The sequence below is a fragment of the Trinickia sp. Z7 genome (assembly GCF_056498045.1).
Genome location: NZ_JAUEQW010000010.1, coordinates 181,873 through 199,441 on the forward strand (window position 1 = coordinate 181,873; position 17,569 = coordinate 199,441).

At 63.4% G+C, this 17,569-nt stretch carries 17 protein-coding genes; 9 read left to right on the forward strand and 8 right to left on the reverse strand.

The features are described from left to right. Nucleotides 1–54 precede the first annotated feature (54 nt). The 3 genes from QQS38_RS18155 to QQS38_RS18165 all read right to left on the reverse strand — a co-directional run bounded on the left by QQS38_RS18155 (nt 55) and on the right by QQS38_RS18165 (nt 2,219). Complete coding sequence (locus QQS38_RS18155) at nt 55–696, reverse strand: LysE family translocator (RefSeq protein ID WP_479646744.1); 642 nt, start codon at nt 694–696, stop codon at nt 55–57. 88 nt (nt 697–784) lie between these two features. Then, nucleotides 785–1,594 (reverse strand): endonuclease/exonuclease/phosphatase family protein, encoded by an 810-nt coding sequence (locus QQS38_RS18160; protein WP_479646745.1) that lies wholly within the window; start codon nt 1,592–1,594, stop codon nt 785–787. A 28-nt stretch (nt 1,595–1,622) separates the two neighbouring features. After that, a complete protein-coding gene (locus QQS38_RS18165) occupies nt 1,623–2,219 on the reverse strand; it encodes a hypothetical protein (protein ID WP_479646746.1) in 597 nt (198 codons plus the stop codon). 298 nt (nt 2,220–2,517) lie between these two features. Between QQS38_RS18165 and QQS38_RS18170 the strand changes: the two genes are divergently transcribed. From QQS38_RS18170 to QQS38_RS18180, 3 genes are all read left to right on the forward strand, one after another. Next, nucleotides 2,518–3,495 carry an AAA family ATPase gene (locus tag QQS38_RS18170; protein ID WP_479646747.1) on the forward strand — a complete coding sequence of 326 codons (978 nt, stop codon included), beginning with the start codon at nt 2,518–2,520 and terminating at the stop codon, nt 3,493–3,495. Between the two features lie 220 nt (nt 3,496–3,715). Beyond that, entirely contained in the window at nt 3,716–4,822 is a 1,107-nt protein-coding gene (locus QQS38_RS18175) for an NAD(P)/FAD-dependent oxidoreductase (RefSeq protein ID WP_479646748.1), read from the forward strand. A gap of 227 nt (nt 4,823–5,049) precedes the next feature. Next, nucleotides 5,050–5,367 carry a high-potential iron-sulfur protein gene (locus QQS38_RS18180; protein WP_479646749.1) on the forward strand — a complete coding sequence of 106 codons (318 nt, stop codon included), beginning with the start codon at nt 5,050–5,052 and terminating at the stop codon, nt 5,365–5,367. Nucleotides 5,368–5,455: 88 nt separating this feature from the next. Here the strand turns inward: QQS38_RS18180 and QQS38_RS18185 are convergent, their stop codons facing one another. Next, on the reverse strand, nt 5,456–6,151 hold the full coding sequence (locus QQS38_RS18185) for a dienelactone hydrolase family protein (RefSeq protein WP_479646761.1): 696 nt from the start codon (nt 6,149–6,151) through the stop codon (nt 5,456–5,458). Between the two features lie 712 nt (nt 6,152–6,863). Between QQS38_RS18185 and QQS38_RS18190 the strand changes: the two genes are divergently transcribed. Next, nucleotides 6,864–8,012 carry a branched-chain amino acid ABC transporter substrate-binding protein gene (locus QQS38_RS18190; RefSeq protein ID WP_479646750.1) on the forward strand — a complete coding sequence of 383 codons (1,149 nt, stop codon included), beginning with the start codon at nt 6,864–6,866 and terminating at the stop codon, nt 8,010–8,012. A 188-nt stretch (nt 8,013–8,200) separates the two neighbouring features. Here the strand turns inward: QQS38_RS18190 and QQS38_RS18195 are convergent, their stop codons facing one another. Next, complete coding sequence (locus QQS38_RS18195) at nt 8,201–9,391, reverse strand: MFS transporter (RefSeq protein ID WP_479646751.1); 1,191 nt, start codon at nt 9,389–9,391, stop codon at nt 8,201–8,203. Nucleotides 9,392–9,550: 159 nt separating this feature from the next. Between QQS38_RS18195 and QQS38_RS18200 the strand changes: the two genes are divergently transcribed. The 3 genes from QQS38_RS18200 to QQS38_RS18210 all read left to right on the forward strand — a co-directional run bounded on the left by QQS38_RS18200 (nt 9,551) and on the right by QQS38_RS18210 (nt 12,405). Then, the gene (locus QQS38_RS18200; RefSeq protein ID WP_479646752.1) at nt 9,551–10,213 is read left to right on the forward strand and encodes a HugZ family pyridoxamine 5'-phosphate oxidase; all 663 of its coding nucleotides are present in this window, start codon (nt 9,551–9,553) and stop codon (nt 10,211–10,213) included. Nucleotides 10,214–10,613: 400 nt separating this feature from the next. Then, nucleotides 10,614–10,910 (forward strand): H-NS histone family protein, encoded by a 297-nt coding sequence (locus tag QQS38_RS18205; protein WP_277431607.1) that lies wholly within the window; start codon nt 10,614–10,616, stop codon nt 10,908–10,910. A 307-nt stretch (nt 10,911–11,217) separates the two neighbouring features. After that, the gene (locus QQS38_RS18210; protein ID WP_479646753.1) at nt 11,218–12,405 is read left to right on the forward strand and encodes a cation diffusion facilitator family transporter; all 1,188 of its coding nucleotides are present in this window, start codon (nt 11,218–11,220) and stop codon (nt 12,403–12,405) included. A gap of 139 nt (nt 12,406–12,544) precedes the next feature. On the opposite strand, the gene QQS38_RS18215 is transcribed toward QQS38_RS18210, so the two are convergent. The 3 genes from QQS38_RS18215 to QQS38_RS18225 all read right to left on the reverse strand — a co-directional run bounded on the left by QQS38_RS18215 (nt 12,545) and on the right by QQS38_RS18225 (nt 14,389). Beyond that, entirely contained in the window at nt 12,545–13,003 is a 459-nt protein-coding gene (locus tag QQS38_RS18215; RefSeq protein WP_277431609.1) for an Lrp/AsnC family transcriptional regulator, read from the reverse strand. 91 nt (nt 13,004–13,094) lie between these two features. After that, nucleotides 13,095–13,748, reverse strand: coding sequence for a 3'-5' exonuclease family protein (locus tag QQS38_RS18220; protein ID WP_479646754.1), 654 nt, complete (start codon nt 13,746–13,748; stop codon nt 13,095–13,097). Then, entirely contained in the window at nt 13,745–14,389 is a 645-nt protein-coding gene (locus QQS38_RS18225) for an MBL fold metallo-hydrolase (protein ID WP_479646755.1), read from the reverse strand. The genes QQS38_RS18220 and QQS38_RS18225 overlap by 4 nt, the downstream gene beginning before the upstream one ends. Before the next feature lie 640 nt (nt 14,390–15,029). On the opposite strand from QQS38_RS18225, the gene QQS38_RS18230 reads away from it, so the two are divergent. Then, a complete protein-coding gene (locus tag QQS38_RS18230) occupies nt 15,030–15,617 on the forward strand; it encodes a septal ring lytic transglycosylase RlpA family protein (protein ID WP_479646756.1) in 588 nt (195 codons plus the stop codon). A 499-nt stretch (nt 15,618–16,116) separates the two neighbouring features. Beyond that, on the forward strand, nt 16,117–17,569 hold a 1,453-nt coding region (locus QQS38_RS18235; RefSeq protein WP_479646757.1), incomplete at its 3' end, for a T6SS effector phospholipase Tle3 domain-containing protein.

Below are 17,569 nucleotides of genomic sequence, written 5' to 3' on the forward strand. Positions count from 1 at the left end.
TCGCCGCCCAGCGGTACGCACAGCGCCGCTGAGCGCCTTCCCGCGTGGGGCCATTCACCGTTCGGCGACCAGTTTTGCGCCGAGTCCGACGAGCGCGGCGCCGCACAGTGCGTCAATCGGCCGCCGCAGCTTGCGGTAGCCGCGCTGGGTGCGCTCGGTCGCGAACATGAAGGCGACGCCGCAGTACCAAGTAGCCGAAAGCGAACCGATCGTGGCGAACACCGCGCCGTAGAACCAAAAAGGCGGCTGCGCGGGAAACATGGCCGCGAACACGCTCGTCCAGAAAGCGCACGATTTCGGATTGGTGGCGCAGGTGAGGAAGCCGGAGCGATAGGCGCGCAGCCAAGCGGCCGCATCGTGGGCGAGCGGCGCTGCCTCTGGCGCGACGTGCGGCGTTGCATTGGCGCGTGCGCTCGAGCGCAGCAGCTTCAAGCCGAAATAGACGAGATAGAGCGCGCCGGCGATCCGCACGCCCGTGTAGAGCCATTCGAGCCGCTGCAATACGGCGGCGAGCCCGAGCATGGCAAGGGTGACCCAAAGCATCGACGCCGTGCAGACGCCGAGCGCGGAGGCTGCCCCCAGCCCGCGCCGGCCCGCGAGCGAAAGCTGCGTGACCATGAAGAAATTCGGCCCCGGGCTGGCCGCCGCGACGAGATAGATGACGGCGATTTGCAGCAGGATCGGTATGTAATGCATCGTAGCGGACGCCAGAAAAGAGCCGGTTCGGAAAAAGCAAAACGAGCTTCCAAACCGCTAATCTAGCGCAAGCGGCGCGCACTTTGTCTCAATGGCTCAATTCGAGCCGCGCGATATAGGGCAGGTGGTCGGACAGCCAAGCCGTATTCTGCGTAGGTTGCACGCACGCGACCGGACGCATGCCGCGCACGAACATTTTGTCGAGCGCGAGCGCCGGCGAGAATGCAGGGAACGTGCGCGCAGGCTGGCCGAGCAGCGTCGCGACCTCGACCAGGCCATGTTCGCCGAATAGCGGCACCGAATCGTTGCGCCAGTCGTTGAAGTCGCCTGCGAGCACGAGCGGCCCGGTGGGGGCCTCTCGGGCTATCCAATGAGCGATCCAATGCATTTGCCGCAGCCGCGCGGAGCGCGTGAGCGCGAGATGCGCGCACAGCAGCGTCACCGATTGGCCTGCGAACGCCGCGCGGGCGACGAGCAGCCCGCGCTTTTCGAACCGGTGCGCGGAAATATCCCAACGCCCGCCCAGATCCAGCGGATGGGGCGACAGAATGGCATTGCCGTGGCGCCATGAAGGCTTGAACACATTCGGCCCGAGGGCGATCTCGAGGTCCAGCGCATGGGCGATCTCGGTCGCTTGGCACTCCCAGACGTCGGCGAGCGGCTCGTGCACGGGCGCGCCGAAGCTCGTCGCGAGCACGGGGCCAGGCATGCGCCGCGCCATCGCCTCTTGCAGGAAGTAGACGTCGGCCTGCGTCGATTCGACCCAGCGCTGCATCGCCTTCCACGCGGTGAAGCCCAGCGGGGAACGGCCCTTGTGCAGATTCCAACTGACAGCGACGAACTCCTTCTTCTGTGGGGCTGCCTCACCTATGTGCATGAGTTCTTCCGGGTTTCGCATGCCGCATCGCTTCCGCTTCTTCCAACCGTTAATGAGACGTGACGCTCGCACGCACGCGGTACACGAGCGTCGGATTCTTATCGATCAGCGTCCACGCCGCCCACTGGCCGATGGGGATGAGCAAGCCGGGATGGCTCGCGCTCACGCGCCGGGGTTGGGGCGGCAGCGCGCAGCCTTCGGGCGTGGATGGGGCCGTATCGTCTTCGATCGTCTCGTTCGCCTCGATCGAGAGCGTGACGCCGCTCACGTCGGCAGCGACCGGGGAGATGGAGATCGTGCGCGCAAGATCGATGCCGCCGCCGGGGTTCTCCTTGCAGCCGACGCGGTGCGTGACTTCGTGGTGATGGGTGGCGCTAAAGCCCTGGCCGAGCGTGGTGGCCGCCTCGAACGTATCGATCGTTTGCCCGTCGCGCACGACTTCGAGCCGCCACTGTACGACAGGCGGATTGTCCTCGCCCGTCGCGGCGTCCGAAGCCCCGGCGGCGCTCGGTCGAGGCGCCGTCTCGCCCGCTGCCGTCGCGCCGCCTGCGCACAACGCGCCGATTAGCGCGAGCGCCGTGGCAACGCCGATGACACCGGCCGTTGCACCGCCGAAGCGGGCCGCGATGCGGGGGACACGTCTCATCGAACTTCTCTCCTTACCGCAGACCAATGACGCGGTGCGGGACGACAAGCGCCCATCTTACGCCTAACGACGGCCCCGGCCCACGGCGGGTAGCGTGCTCGCGCATGGCGGCTTGCACGACCCGGCGACCGTGGCGGAGCGTGTTAGCAGCACGCGGGCGGCGCTGCTGGCTTTTCGCATGGAACTTGCTTGAGTACACTGAAACGACGATGAAGCGAACGATGCGCCGCCCCAAGGCCGGACGCAGGCAGGACACCAGCAATCGGCGGGGCGCGCTCGGCTGCATATGAGGTGAGCGATGACGACAGCCATGGTGAAGCAGGAAATTGCAGTGGCGTCGTTCAGCAAAGTCTACGATCTGGACCGGATCGAGGCTGCGTTGAGCGACTTGGGCGAAGGCGCGAGCGAGGCGTTGCGCGCGACCTACGAGAAAATGCTCAAGATCGGCAACTTGCGCTTTTGCGTGAAGCCGAACCGAATGCCCGCGATCGATGCGTTGATCGACGCGCTACCCAACTTCGCCGATCCTCTCGAAGACGTGCGCCGGCAAGTCGCCCTGTGCATCGAAACCGAGGACAGGCTCGAACTAATGCCGATCCTCTTGCTCGGCGATCCGGGCATCGGCAAGACGCACTTTGCCAAGGCGCTCGCGCGTCTGCTCGGCACCTCGCACCAGTACGTGGCGATGAGCTCGCTCACTGCGGGCTGGATTCTCTCGGGCGCCTCCTCGCAATGGAAGAACGCCAAACCCGGCAAAGTCTTCGAAACGCTCGTCAACGGCAGTTATGCGAACCCTGTCATCGTCGTGGACGAAATCGACAAGGCGAGCGGCGATTCGCAATACGATCCGCTCGGTGCGCTCTATGCGCTGCTCGAGCACGAGACCGCGCAAACCTTCATCGACGAATTCGCCGAAGTGCCGATCAACGCGGGCCAGGTCATCTGGATCGCGACGGCCAACGACGAGCGCACCATCCCCGCCCCCATTCTCAGTCGGATGAGCATCTACGAGATCGCCCCACCCGATCGCGACGGCGCGCGCCGCATCGCGCAGACGATCTACGAGGAGGTGCGCAGCGCGCATAACTGGGGGCAGCGCTTTCCGGCCAAGCTCGGCGAGGATGCGCTCGAGGCCCTTTCGCGCGCCTCGCCGCGCGACATGCGCCGCGCAATTTTGCATGCGTTCGGCACGGCTCGTGTCGATGGCCGCGACGTCGTGCGTGCCGACGACATCCGCCCCGAACGCGGCGCGCGCCGCCGCCCCATCGGGTTTTGACGGCGCTGCGGCCCTTAGCGCACGGTCCGGGCCGGCGCAATCGGCGTCGCTTGCGCGGCGCGTCGTACAATGGGCCTCAGGTGTCGACGCCGCGCCGCTTGATGCGCGCCGCGCGATGCGAGACTGGGCGGTCCAGGCGCCATGAGCGCGCTCGCGACGAAGTCCCACCGATGTAGCACGCGCATGGAGAAGCGCGGCCGAACGGGCCGCGACGACAAACATGGATGAGATCGAATGTGTAGTGATCGGCGCTGGCGTGGTCGGTCTCGCGGTGGCACGCGCGCTGGCCGAACGCGGGCGCGAGGTGATCGTGCTCGAAGCGACCGAAGCGATCGGCACCGGCACGAGTTCGCGTAACAGCGAGGTCATCCACGCGGGGCTGTACTACCCACGCGGCTCGCTGAAGGCGACATTGTGCGTGCGCGGCCGTGAAATGCTCTACGACTATTGCGCGGCGCGCGGCGTGCCGCACCAGCGCTGCGGCAAGCTGCTCGTTGCGACGGCTCGCAATCAATTGCCGCAGCTCGCGGCGATCGAAGCGCGCGGCAAGGAAAACGGCGTGCTCGATTTGATGCGCTTGAGCGGCGCCGACGCTCAGGAACTCGAACCGGCCTTGCAGTGCGAGGCCGCCGTATTCTCGCCGCAAACGGGCATCGTCGACAGCCATCAACTGCTGCTCGCCTTGCAAGGCGACGCCGAGCGCAGCGGCGGCGTGTGCGCTTTCCATTCGCCGGTCGAATCGGTTCAAGCGCGGGCAGGCCGCTTCGTCGTGACGGTCGGTGGTCAATCCCCTACCACGCTGTCTGCCGCTTGCGTGATCAATAGCGCGGGGCTGCACGCGAACGCGCTGGCGCGCAAGATTCAGGGTCTCGATGCCCGGCACGTGCCCCCGCTCTACATGGCGCGCGGCAGCTATTTCAGCATTTCGGGGCGCGCGCCGTTCTCGCGGCTCATCTATCCGATGCCGAACGAAGCGGGGCTAGGCGTTCATCTGACGCTAGACCTGGGCGGACAGGCGCGCTTCGGCCCCGACGTCGAATGGGTCGATACGATCAACTACGACGTCGATCCGCGTCGGGCCGAAGCCTTCTATTCGGCCATTCGCGAGTACTGGCCCGCGCTGCCCGACGACGCGTTGCAGCCCGCCTACGCCGGGATTCGTCCGAAGCTGTCGGGGCCGGGCGAGCCCGCTGCGGATTTCGTGATTCAGGGCCCCGCTGCGCACGGCGTGCGCGGCCTCGTCAATTTGTTCGGCATCGAATCGCCGGGTCTGACGGCTTCGCTCGCCATCGCCCAGCGCGTATGCGAACTCGTAGGCCGCGCGTAAGCGTCCGCTCGCAAACGCAGCGCGCGAGAAGAGGCCGCGTAGAGAGTCACGAACCATCATCATCGAAACGCGAGGCACGCAGCGGTGATGGCGTGAGTGCGACACGCTGACGCAGTTATCCGCGACATAGGACGAACGCGGAGTGCGCAGCGCGCACTTCGTTGCTATGCTTGCCCACTGCCGCCGCAGAGCGGCGATAAGCCCGCCCCATAAATAGGAGAGTCCCCATGAAATCGTCCCGTCGCACGTTTCTGATCACGTCCCTGGGCGCCGCTTCCGCGCTCGCGCTGGCTTCACGCCAGGCATTGGCCGCCGACGCGCCGAAAGTCTCCGAAGACGACGCGACCGCGAAAGCGCTCGGCTACAAGATGGATGCAACCAAGGTAGACAAAGCGAAATTCGCGAAGTACGCGGCCGGGCAGGAATGCAGCAACTGCCAGTTCTTCCAAGGCAAACCGACCGACGCATTTGCGCCGTGCCCGATGTTCGGCGGCAAGCAAGTGGCCGGCAAGGGCTGGTGCAACGCCTATTCGAAGAAGGCGTAATCCGGGCTCCAAACGACACGGCGCGGCTTGCGCCTCTCTACGAACCGCCGCGCCTTTCGAAACCCCTCGATTCCTAGCTTCGATCCCTTCACAGCACCGACGAAAGAAACGACAGCGTGCGCCCGTGCGCAAGCGCGGAGGCATGCTGATCGTAGGCGGTGCGATCCGAGCAGTTGAAGCCGTGACCGACGCCCGGATAGTCGAAGAATTGCACGCCCGCGTGTCCTGCGAGGCGCGCTTTGACTTGAGCCACGGCCGTTTGCGGAATCGACGAGTCGTGCTCAGCGTAATGAAACAGCATCGGCACGCGAAGCTGATCGGCTTCGTCCAATTTGTTTTGAATGCCGCCGCCGTAATAGGCGACGGCTGCGTCGACGCTGCCGCGCGCGGCCATCAGATACGCCAATTGTCCGCCGAAGCAAAAACCCACTGCTGCGATCTTGCCGCTGGTTTCGGGCAGCGCGCGCAGCGTGGCGGCAGCGGCTCCGAGGTCGGCGGCGCTCCGGTCGGCGTCGATGCGCTTTAGCAGCGCCAACGCCTTGTCGCGGTCCGCGCCTTCGTAGCCCAATTCCACGCGCCGCTCGTCGCGCCAGAACAGGTCGGGCGCGAGCGCCACATAGCCCGCGAGCGCATATTGTTCGGCGACAGACCGGATATGCGCATTCACGCCGAAAATCTCTTGCACGATGATGACGCCAGGACCCTTGCCGGCCCGCGGCAATGCCAAATAGCCGTCGTAGCGTTCGCCGCCGCCGGCGTCGATTTCGATCCATCGAGTCGTCACGCTCACGGGCAACCTCCTCTCGCAGTCGTTGGGCTCGCCAGTTTGGCACCGAATCGGTTCGCGCGCAGAGCGCGGCTTGCGCAGACGATCGGGCGATCGGCGCGCGAGTCGCCGCGCGGCGAGCTGCCAAGGGGCGCGGTCGTTTCGCGCTTGCGACGAGCATGCAGCCGGTCGGCCGACGGCGAGCGCTCGGCGCCGATGAACAGGTCGACGCGCTCGCTGCCGAATCGGGAATCGCTTTAGCGGCAAGTTTCGCGATCGCCCCACAGTGGAATAAACAGTCTATCCACTGGCCATGGTGAATGACGTTTCTATGTCGTGCTGGGCGTATTTTTTGATCCCGATCAATACGTTGGAACGATTTCGCCCGTATCGGCGGGCCCTTCGGGGCATGCGCCGCGGGCGTGATCGCCACTCCAAAACCGGCATGCATATTGAGTTTCGAGGCGGCAGCCTCGCTTTCGTCGGGCCTATTTTGCGATGGGCGCTATTAGTAGTCTTCCCACTTTCTCAAAAAAGTCCCCAACTTTAATTTGTTGCCCTACACTTGCGCGCAGCACGAAGGCGCGGCTTGTCACAAACAGGTCGGCTAGCGTGTCAGACCAAGTGCATGACGATGCATCCGGCGTAATTGCCTCCCTTCGACACTGACAAGAGGAAGGCGGGGAATAGGGCGATCACGTCGTTTTTGGGACCGAAACCGGAGACTTACATGAATATCAAGATGCAAAAGCTGTTGCCGATCAGCGCGGCTGCAATGTTGTTCGCGACGATGGCAACGAGCGCCGTGGCAGACCAAGTCGTCAAGATCGGTCACGTCGCGCCGCTGACGGGCCAAATCGCTCACCTCGGCAAGGACAACGAAAACGGCGCACGTCTGGCCGTGGAAGAAATCAACAAGAAGGGCCTGACGATCGGCGGCCAGAAGGTCACGCTGGAACTGGACGCGCAAGACGACGCGGCCGACCCGCGCCAGGCCACGCAAGTTGCGCAGAAGCTCGTCGACGACAAGGTCGTCGCCGTGGTTGGCCACTTGAACTCCGGTACCTCGATCCCGGCTTCGAAGATCTACAGCGATGCCGGCATCGTGCAGATCTCGCCGTCGGCAACGAACCCGCAATACACGCTGCAAGGCTTCAAGACGACGTTCCGCGTCGTGGCGACCGACGCGCAGCAAGGCCCGGCTCTCGCAAACTACGCAGCTGATCAGCTCAAGCTGAAGAAGGTTGCCGTGGTGGACGATGCGACCGCTTACGGCCAAGGCTTGGCGAACGAATTCGAAAAGAAGGCGAAGGCGCTCGGCATGACGGTGCTTTCGCACGACGCGACGAACGACAAGGCTACCGACTTCCGCGCGATTCTGACGAAGATCAAGGGTGAGAACCCCGACGCGATCATGTACGGCGGCATGGACGCCACGGGTGGCCCGTTCGCGAAGCAAGCGCGCCAGCTCGGCATCAAGGCCAAGATCCTGGCGGGTGACGGCGTGTGTACCGACCAGTTGGCGACGCTCGCCGGCGACGCGACGGAGAACGTCGTGTGCTCGGAAGCAGGCCGCTCGCTCGAGAAGATGGGCAAGGCCGGCGAAGAGTTCCAAGCCAAGTTCAAGGCTCGTTTCGGCGTGCCGATCCAGATCTACGCGCCGTTCACGTATGACGCCGTGTACATCATCGTCGACGCGATGAAGCGTGCGCAATCGACGGATCCGGCGAAGATCCTGGCCGCGATGCCTTCGACCGATTACAAGGGTGTGATCGGCGAGACGACGTTCGACGCGCACGGCGACTTGAAGCACGGCGTGATCTCGCTGTATCACTACAAGGACGGCAAGAAGACGTTGCTCAACGAAGTGGCGATGTAATCGACCGGCTCCGGTCGAAGCCTTCGAGGAGGGTGGGCCGCGCGGTGGCCGGCCTTCCTCGACGAAAAAAGAAGGGCGCGTACGCAATGGCGTGCGCGCCCTTTTTTAATGTTTTGCGGGATTTGGCGCTCCCCTACCCCCATCGCCCGGTCTGGAGGCGCCGCCTTGCTACGAGAGCGCGGCGGTGCTCAAACGCCAAGCCGTCTGAGGACGCGTGGCCCGATGACGGCGACGAGGGCGGCACACAACGCCACGACCGAGAGGCCGATGGAGAGATTGGTGGCTTGAGCGACGCCGCCGATCAGGACCGGCCCGAACAACAAGCCGACATAGGCGATGCTTGCCACGTGCGCGAGCCCTTCGGCCGCGTGAATGCCTTTGACGCGCATGGCGGCGGCGAACAGCACCGGCATCATATTCGCGAGCCCGAGGCCCATCATCGCGAAGCCGATCAGGGCGGTGACGGAAAACGGCAGCACGAGGGCGCCGACCATGCCGGCGCAGGCCAGCGACGCACTGGCCAGCACGAGTTGCACGGCCCCCACGCGCGCGCGCACGGCATCGCCCGCGAACCGCCCGGCGGCCATCGCGCCCGTGAACGCCGCATACCCGGCACTGGCGAAGGCTGGCGTCGATCGAACGACGTCGCGCATATAGACGGCCGCCCAGTCGTACATGGCGCCTTCGGCGACCAACGCGATCAGCGCGACGGCCCCGAGCGCCCAAAGCACGGGCGAGCGCCAGCGGCTCGAGCGCGCATGGCCGTGATGGCTGTCGGCAGGCGGGGCATGCGGCAGCACGGCCGGGCAGGCGATTGCGAGCACGGCGACGCTGACGAGGGCGGCGAGCAGCATATGCAGCGCGCTTGCCATGCCGTGCGCCAGGGCGAGGCCCCCAGCCCCCGCGCCGATCATGCCGCCGATGCTGAACATGCCATGCAGCGAGGACATGATGGGGCGCCCGAGCGCTTGCTCCACCGCGCTGGCCTCTGCGTTCATCGCCACGTCCATGGTCGCCATGCCCGCGCCGAACGCGGCGAGCACGGGCAGCAGAACCGCATACGTGGGCGCGACCAGAATCAGCGCCATACCGACGCACATGACGAGGCCGCCGACGAGACACGCGCGTCGGGTGCCGACGCGTGCGATCCACTTCGCATTGGTGAGGGTGGCCGCGATCGAGCCTCCGGTCAGAACGAACAAGGCGAGCGAAAGCGCGGCAGGATCCAGGTGGAACTTGTCTCGCACGGTGGGGACATGCACGCCCCACGAGGCGTAAGCCATGCCCGCGATAAAAAACAGCGCCATCGTCGCGTAGCGCGCGCGCTCGCGGTGAGCGGCGGGAAGAGGGCACGATTGCGACGAAGTGGTTTGCGACACGGGCGGAGCGCGTTGAGCTAAAAAGGGCGAGAACGTGCGCAGGCCGGTGAAGCGGATGGCGCCCGCTAACGCTAAGATGATTGCAAGCACCCGATTCTATCGGAGGCCTTCGCTCCTCGCTGCCAGGCCGAGCGCACAGAGACCAACCGGACCCGAATCATGCATATTTCCGCACACGCGCCGCTACATTTATTGCACCGCAGGCCCACGGGCGCTTTGGCCACGCATTCTCGCGATCCGCTGGGGTTCCCTTATCCGACGGCGCTGCCTTTCGTGCCCGATGCACGGCACCGCCCGGTGGTGCTCGTCAGCCGCTTGGCCGAGCATGCGCGCAACTTGGAAGCCGACCCGCGGGCGGGCTTTCTCGTCGTCGACTCGGCTGATGACGACGTGCTCGATGGGGAGCGCCTGACGTTGCTCGGTCGATGCGCCCCGTGCGCACTCGAGCCGCCGCTCGTGCGGCGGTACTTGCGGTATCACCCCGAGGCGGAACGCTATCTCGCGCTCGGCGATTTTTCGTTTCGCGTGCTCGAAATCGAGCGAATGCGATACATCGGCGGATTCGGTGCGATGGGTTGGCTCAATGCGGAAGAACTGGACCCGTTAGCGCCGTTGAGCGACGAAGACGAAACCACACTGATCGAATTCGTCGAGCGGCGCATTAGCCGTTCGACGTTGGTCCAAGTGGCGGGCGTGGACCGATACGGCGCCGATTTAAAGGTGGATGGCGTGCGGGTGCGCTATGCCTTCGATCGTGCGAAAACCGATATGGCTGAACTGGAGCGAGCACTGGCAAAGTGTGCGGCCGACCACGCCGAATAGCTGTCGGATTTTCCTGATAGGGAAAACGACGACATTTGCCGCACCGGCAATCCGCGTACGCGCCCGCGCCCGGCCTGGTGCAGCATCCTTTCATTTCATGAAAACTTTCCTCGATTTATGGGATATCCGTTTCACCGATTGAGAGCCGGCTTCCGTAATAGTCGCCATCGACTAAAAATATGAGATGACACGTGCATTGGGTAAATCGAGATGTGGGCGGCCACGGGTCAATGAGCGAAACAAATCAATGAGAACCTTTTTCGAATGATGGTCTTTTCGGGCTTTTCGTTTGCGCGTCTTTTGTGCTAATCTCGCTCCCGAAATATCCGAGGCACCACGCATTCAGATGGCAATACCCGGCAGGAGATCGGCGCCATTTATCGAAACCACAAGGGAACGTATGTCTTCTTACAAGGAACTTCTCGCTCAACGAGAGAAGCTGGAGAAGCAGATCGAAGAAGCCAAGGCGAAGGAATACGCCGAAGTGCTGAACGAGATCAAACAGAAAATGGCCGACTATGGCATTACGCTCGCCGAACTCGGCGGTGGCCGTGGCAAGCTCGGCAAGGCTGGTCGTGCCCGCGCCGGTGTTGCTCCCAAGTATCGCGATCCCGCGAGCGGCAGCACGTGGTCGGGCCGCGGCAAGCCGCCCCGCTGGATTGCCGGCCAAGATCGCGAGCAGTTCCTGATTAAGTAACTCATCGGCAATAGGCTGTTCGGATTGAAGTCGGCGTCTATGCGCCGGCGCGATTGTTTGCACAGCAAAAAAAGAACCGCGTAACCCCCAGGTTTCGCGGTTTTTATTCGTCTAATGTATCCCTATTCGCGAAGGCGCCCCATCCGCTTTGCCGCGACTCCCTGCTGCGGACGCGAGTTGGAATAAGAATGGGTCGCGTTCTCATAACACGCTGATTTGAAAGAAAAAAGGCTTGGGTCTTCACTGCGCTGCCCGCCAGCGCTTGGTAGAATCGGCGTAAACCACGCGCTTTTGCCGATCCTCTCCGATGCATCCCCATACCGCCGAATTCGAATCTGTTGAGAAGCACGCTGTCGCGCGTAAAAGCACTTTTGTCAGCGTGGCGCTGAACCTCGTGCTGATGACCTTGCAGGTCGCGATCGGTGTTTTCGCCCATTCTCAGGCGTTGATTGCCGACGGCGTCCATTCGCTTGCGGATCTGATTTCCGATTTCATCGTCCTCGTCGCGAACCGAGCCAGCGCCGAAAAGCCCGATGCCGATCACAACTACGGGCATCGCCGCTATGAGACCGTGGCTTCGCTCTTTCTCGGCGCGCTGCTCGTCACCGTGGGGGTCGGCATGCTTTGGCGCGCCGGCACGCGGTTGGCGAATATGGACAACATACCGGCCGTGCACGTCAGCGCGCTGGTCGTGGCGGTCCTCGTTCTCGTATTCAAGGAAGCGCTGTTTCGGTACATGCTGCGTCAAGCCCAGCGCGTGCGCTCGGCCATGTTGATCGCGAACGCCTGGCACGCGCGCTCCGATGCCGCCTCCTCCCTCGTGGTGGCGGTCGGTATCGTCGGCAGCTTGTTCGGTGTGCGGCTGCTCGATCCGATCGCGGCCGCGATCGTCGGTTTCCTGGTGGCGCGCATGGGCTGGGTATTCGGCTGGGATGCCCTGCAAGATCTATCCGACCGAGCCCTCGACGAGACCGCCACGGACGATATCCGGAAGTTGCTGATGACGACAGCCGGCGTGCGCGACGTGCACGAGCTGCGCACGCGCAAGATGGGCGATCTCGCGCTAGTCGACGCCCATATCTTGGTAGACCCGCTGATCTCCGTGTCCGAGGGCCACTACATCGCCGAATCGGCGCGCACGCGGGTCATGACCGACAAGCGCGTGCTCGATGCGCTGATCCACGTCGACCCGGAGAACGACGCGCTCGCTCATCCGCCCGCGCGGCTGCCGACGCGCGTGGCCGTTGCGGCGCTCGTCGACGCCGAACTAGCGAAACACGGGCTGCGCGCCGCCGGTCTCAATGTGCATTATTTGAGCACGGGGCTCGACGTCGACATCACCTTGCCGGCCGATGCCATGGCCGACCGCGAGCACGATGGCGAACTGATCGGACGCATCGATCTAGCGCAAATCAAATCACGGTTGGGTGCGCGCAACGTGACGGTGCAGCGACAGCTCGCAGCGGCTACCGCGCGGGCCTCGGGGCACGCCTAGATGGAGGGGCGGCTCCGCTCGCTCAGGTGTTTCGCTCAGCCGCCGCAACGGACGACGTATCGCCGTGTGGCAGACAGATGCCGACGGACACGGCGTTGAGCTAAGCGCCACGCTCTGCGGCACTGCTGGCGCCGCGGGTTCAAAGCGGCAACTGCGTATCGAATTTGATTTCGCGCAGCACGACGCTCGTGCGGACTTGAGCGACGGCAGGGATTTTGAAAATGCGTTCATGCAAGAACGCGTCGTAGGCTTTGATGTCGGGCGCGACGATCTTGAGGATGTAATCGGCCTCGCCCGTGGTGCTATAGCATTCGGTCACTTCCGGGCAGGTGGAGATTTCACGCTCGAATTGCTCGACACCGCCTTCGGTATGGCGCGTGAGATGGATGTGCGCCAGAGCGCAGACATGCAGCCCGAGCTTTTCGCGATCGAGTAGCGCCGTATAGCGTTGGATGACGCCCGACTGCTCCATATCCTTGATGCGCCGCCAGCACGGTGTGCTCGACAGCCCGACTTGCTCCGAAATTTCCTGCACGGAGCGCCGCGCATCGAGCTGCAATAGGCGCAGGATTTTCTGCGAAAACGTATCGAGTGTCATCCGCGCCTCCCTTTCCGACAGCCACTTCGCTTGATATTAGTGGCGGAAGAAATAAAAGGCAATCTAACGGCGCAGCTGCGAGGGATTTTCCCTAATTCGGCGGGCTCTCCGCGTCGTTTTGTTCTATGCCCGTCCTGTCGGCTTCCGCGCTGCGCGCTTGCGCCTCCGCGGCGGCGGCCGAAGCCGTCTGCCAGCCGCGCAAGTCCTTGAGCATGTTGCAGAACAGCGCGCCTTGTTCGATGGCGTCATCGAGCGCCACGTGCGTGTGGGGATGATCGTCGAACCAATGTTTCGGCATGCGGGGCTTGATGCATTTGCGATAGGGCAGGCCTGTCATCGCGAATGCGAGCGTCTTGATATCGAGCGCGGACCAGGAGAACGGGCAGCGCCCGGTAAAGCGCATCATGTACCAAAACATGAAGGTGAAATCGAAGCCGGCCGGCATACCGACGAACACGGGCTTGCCCGGTAGCGCTTCGACCCATTCCACATAGGCGAGCAAGGCTTGCTCGGGGCTGCGCAGATCCGAGCGGCACGCGGCCCAGGCTTGGGGCTGGGTTTTCCACCAGGCTTCCTGCACGGGGTGCGGTTTTGCGCCGGGCAGCGTTTCGAGGTTGGCCGAGAACGTGGCGACCAACTGCTTGTCGGCCGTATAGGCCGCCGATGCGAAGCTCAGCATCGAATGCGGGCCGGGAATCGGGCCATCGGCCTCGATGTCCGTGCTGACATAGATTTCGTCGGTCACGCGTTTACTCCATCCGCGACATAAGGGTTGGTTCTGCGCTCGGCGCCGAACGTCGACGTGGGGCCGTGGCCGGGCACGAACGTGATGTCGTCGCCGAGCGGCCAGAGCTTGGTCCGAATCGAATGAATGAGATCGGCATGGTTGCCGCGCGGAAAATCCGTTCGGCCGATGGAACCGGCGAAGAGCACATCGCCGACCAACGCCACGCGGTGTTTTTGGCTCACGAACACGACGTGCCCGGGTGTATGCCCCGGGCAGTGATAGACGTCGAGCGTTTCTTCGCCGAACCTGACGGTGTCGTCATCGGCCAGCCAGCGGTCGGGCTCGAAGGCTTGCGCCGCCGGAAAGCCGAAACGCACGCTTTGGTCGGGCAACTGGTCGATCCAAAACCGCTCGTCCGGATGCGGGCCTTCGATGGGTACGCCGTAGCGAGTGGCCAGGGCTTTGGCGCCGGCGCAGTGATCGACGTGGCCGTGCGTGAGCAGGATCTTCTCGACGGTGACGCCGTTCTCGGCGACGGCGCGCTCGATCAGATCGAGGTCGCCTCCCGGATCGACGATGGCGGCCCGCTGCGTGGCTTCGCAGACGAGCAGCGAGCAGTTCTGTTGGAAAGGCGTGACGGGGATGACGAAGACCTTCATCTGAATGAGCGCCCAGGCAGCAAAAGAAAGATGGTACCAGCCGGCCCGGGGCCGTGCCGCCTAGCCGAATGGCGGATTCCCAATGCGCATTATTGCGCCCATAGGGAGAATCAATGACCGGCGACGCCCGGTGCCCCGGATTGCCTCGATTTCCTGCTATAATGCGACTGCATTTTGCGCGGGCGAGTCCTGCGCTGCTCTATGAGCGATACCGGCCCTTGTTGAACTAGCTCATGCCGGTCGCTGTCAATTGAAGTCCGAAGTCGCGGTTTAGCGGCTTCGTTTCCGTGTCGATGTAGTTCGACGCACACGTCTTACCCAGCCAGGCGCCGCGCGCCTGATGCGGCCATCGGCCGTACCGCTGGGTGGGCCTACGCCGCCGTTCCTCGCGCTTTCGAGCGCGCAAGAACGTGGTAGCCATGTTCGATGGCGGCGTGTGGGGTCTGGTCAAGCTGACGGGGACAGCTGTACCAGACGTGAACACCAACCGGGCTGTATGCGGTCGAAAGCGGCCGCAGCCAAGTGCCATGCCGTTGCTCACGTTCAAAGCGTGGGCGCTGTGTCGTGCTTGATCGCCCGAGCCGTACCGCGATGTGGAACATTGCGCGCGCGTCGGCTCGACAGATTGGCTAAACGTCATATGAAACATCGATTTCGTCGATCGCTGGGGATGCTTTTTGTCGCCTGCGCCTTTACGGGTTGCGCGGTGCAGCCCACGACGCAAACTAGTCGCGCAAGCGCTGTTCCGGCGGCGGCCCAGGCGGCCAACGCTCCGGTCGCATTTGGGGGCGCATCGGCGCTGCCCGCTGGGCACGACAAGTCGCTTGCGGATGCACAGCCTATCGACGAGAACGCACCCGACGTATCCGACTTCAAGCAGGCGGGTCGTGCGTCGTGGTACGGCGGGCGCTTCGTGGGCCGGAAAACGGCCAGCGGCGAGCGTTACGACATGAATGCGATGACAGCTGCGCACAAGACGCTGCCGCTCGCTTCGTACGTGCGGGTGACGAATACGTCGAATCACAAGTCCGTCGTCGTGAAGATCAACGATCGCGGGCCGTACGTGCGTGGGCGCATCATCGATTTGTCCTATGCCGCGGCGAAGATGTTGGGCTTGCAGCATGCGGGCACCGGGCGCGTGCAGATCGAAGGTCTGTCGCAGGAAGAGGCGCGCGCGGAGCGTGCGGAAGTATTGGCGAGCAATTTGTCGAAGGACGGAGGGAACTGAGCGAGGCGTTTCGGTTCCGCGTTCCTTAGCTCTCTCGTTGTTTCGCAGACGGCGCCCGATGGGGCGCCGTTTTCGTTTAGGTGAGATTATTCAGGACTACTAACTAACGTGCATATGCCGATTGAGTCGCGTGATGCCGAAAGGTGAGCTTATTCAGGACTACTAATTGGTTGTCACGTAAACGGAAATTTCGTTTTGTCCGCTGCATGTCCGGACATGCTGTCTGGGTCGTCGACGCGAGACTTCGTCTGAAAATCGCTTGCTTTCTGCCCGGTCGCAGCGAGTACGTGTTCAATGACCCGCTTGCATTGTGAGCGAGCGAACACATCGTGAACCACCCCAGCCTGCCGCGTGCCTCATTGGGCGCATTGCCGTATCAAAGAATGCGCGCTATCCGTCCAAGTTCGGCGAGCCACGCGACCAAGCTGCGGCAGTCGTCGCGCGACTCCGTTGTTTACGGGCCCGATGCGGCCACCGGTGACAAAACGAGAACCGACCTATGACCGATTCTTCGAATACGCCCCGCGTGCTGGTGAGCAGTACGCGGGGGGTGATGTTGTTCGATCCGGATACGCCGCTCATTTGCGTGAAGCAACTGCCGTTGCCCGGCATCGTCATCTTCGTGCACGGCGTGAATTCGGACGGCGAATGGTATTCCGCGTCGGAGGAGGGGTTGTGTCGCGGTTTGAACGCGCGGCTTGGCCGCAAAGATGACCAACTGAAATATACGGGCATTGCTGCCGGGCAACTCTCGCCCGCGCAGTACATCGAGAGCTTGACGGCGGACGGGTATATCAATCCGAAGATGTGGTCGGGAAATTACATCCGGCCGGAACGATCCTTTTCGCCGGTCATCCACTTCCGTTGGGGATACAAAGCCAATAAAGACGAATTGAAGCGTTACGGTTCGAACATCTTTCTGAACGAGCAAAACTACTGGGGCGGCGGCCCGTTCGCCAATGGCACCTCGAGCCTTCCCGACTTGTGGCACGAAGGGCTGAACGACACGCTCTTTCTTTGGATCACCGTGCAGCACTTGAACTCCGTGCCGGCTCGGAAGGTGTATCAATGCCCGCCACGCGGGTACATGGTGCTGGCCGCGTTGCGCCTCGCCAAGCTGATCGAATCGATTCGCCGAAGGCAGGCCGACACACCGGTTACGGTGGTTTGCCACAGTCAGGGCAACATGGTCGGTATGGCCGCTGCGTTCCTCGGCGAGCGGCTTGCCGAGGTGACCGACCCGTTCGGAGCGAGTGGCCGGTGCGTTGCCGATACGTATGTGCTCTGCAATCCCCCCTATAGCCTCGTGCCCAGTATCGGGACCGATTCTTGGGCGCAGCGTGGCATCAAGGATCGGAGTGGCCGCCGAGGACGAGAGAGCTATGTGGCACGCGCCGAGACGCTGAAGGCTTACTTCGAGATCTTGCGTGAGCGCGCGGCCCATGAGCCGAGTGCGGCTAAGCTCGATGAGGAAATGGCGAACACGCGCACGTCCGAAAGCGGCGGCGCGGCCTACAACGCGGGCGACGATCGCACCGCGCGTGGGTTGAACGGCCAGACGTACGGGCGCGTCACGCTCTATTGCTGCCCGCATGACCAAGTCATTTCGGCTGAAACGGTGCAAGGCATCGGCTGGCGTGGGTTGAGCGACAAGGAGCGCGCCGATACGCATGCCGACGGGGTGTTTTCGCAGCGAGTGTTCTCGTCTGGGTTCGAGGTGGGCCGCAGCGGCGTGTATTACCACTACTGGGACGATGACTGGCGCAGCGGCAAGAACAAAAAGGAAGGGTTTTGGTTTCCGGCTTCGCCCGCCGTGCGGTTTTCCTTGGACCGGGGGCTGCGGGCGGGCATGAATCCGCTGCCGCAGATCATGACCTTGGCCACTGCGCCGGTTCTTTATCTGGTCAACGTATTCACGCGGATACCGGTGAATGCTAGCCCCGATCCCGATT

What these genes read in the sequence shown, in the direction of transcription:
- QQS38_RS18175 (WP_479646748.1), top strand. Translation starts at nt 3,716, where the DNA reads ATGGATGAGATCGAATGTGTAGTGATCGGCGCTGGCGTGGTCGGTCTC.
- QQS38_RS18225 (WP_479646755.1), bottom strand. Translation starts at nt 14,389, where the DNA reads ATGAAGGTCTTCGTCATCCCCGTCACGCCTTTCCAACAGAACTGCTCG.
- QQS38_RS18200 (WP_479646752.1), top strand. Translation starts at nt 9,551, where the DNA reads ATGCATATTTCCGCACACGCGCCGCTACATTTATTGCACCGCAGGCCC.
- QQS38_RS18170 (WP_479646747.1), top strand. Translation starts at nt 2,518, where the DNA reads ATGACGACAGCCATGGTGAAGCAGGAAATTGCAGTGGCGTCGTTCAGC.
- QQS38_RS18155 (WP_479646744.1), bottom strand. Translation starts at nt 696, where the DNA reads ATGCATTACATACCGATCCTGCTGCAAATCGCCGTCATCTATCTCGTC.
- QQS38_RS18160 (WP_479646745.1), bottom strand. Translation starts at nt 1,594, where the DNA reads ATGCGAAACCCGGAAGAACTCATGCACATAGGTGAGGCAGCCCCACAG.
- QQS38_RS18180 (WP_479646749.1), top strand. Translation starts at nt 5,050, where the DNA reads ATGAAATCGTCCCGTCGCACGTTTCTGATCACGTCCCTGGGCGCCGCT.
- QQS38_RS18210 (WP_479646753.1), top strand. Translation starts at nt 11,218, where the DNA reads ATGCATCCCCATACCGCCGAATTCGAATCTGTTGAGAAGCACGCTGTC.
- QQS38_RS18205 (WP_277431607.1), top strand. Translation starts at nt 10,614, where the DNA reads ATGTCTTCTTACAAGGAACTTCTCGCTCAACGAGAGAAGCTGGAGAAG.
- QQS38_RS18215 (WP_277431609.1), bottom strand. Translation starts at nt 13,003, where the DNA reads ATGACACTCGATACGTTTTCGCAGAAAATCCTGCGCCTATTGCAGCTC.
- QQS38_RS18165 (WP_479646746.1), bottom strand. Translation starts at nt 2,219, where the DNA reads ATGAGACGTGTCCCCCGCATCGCGGCCCGCTTCGGCGGTGCAACGGCC.
- QQS38_RS18190 (WP_479646750.1), top strand. Translation starts at nt 6,864, where the DNA reads ATGAATATCAAGATGCAAAAGCTGTTGCCGATCAGCGCGGCTGCAATG.
- QQS38_RS18230 (WP_479646756.1), top strand. Translation starts at nt 15,030, where the DNA reads ATGAAACATCGATTTCGTCGATCGCTGGGGATGCTTTTTGTCGCCTGC.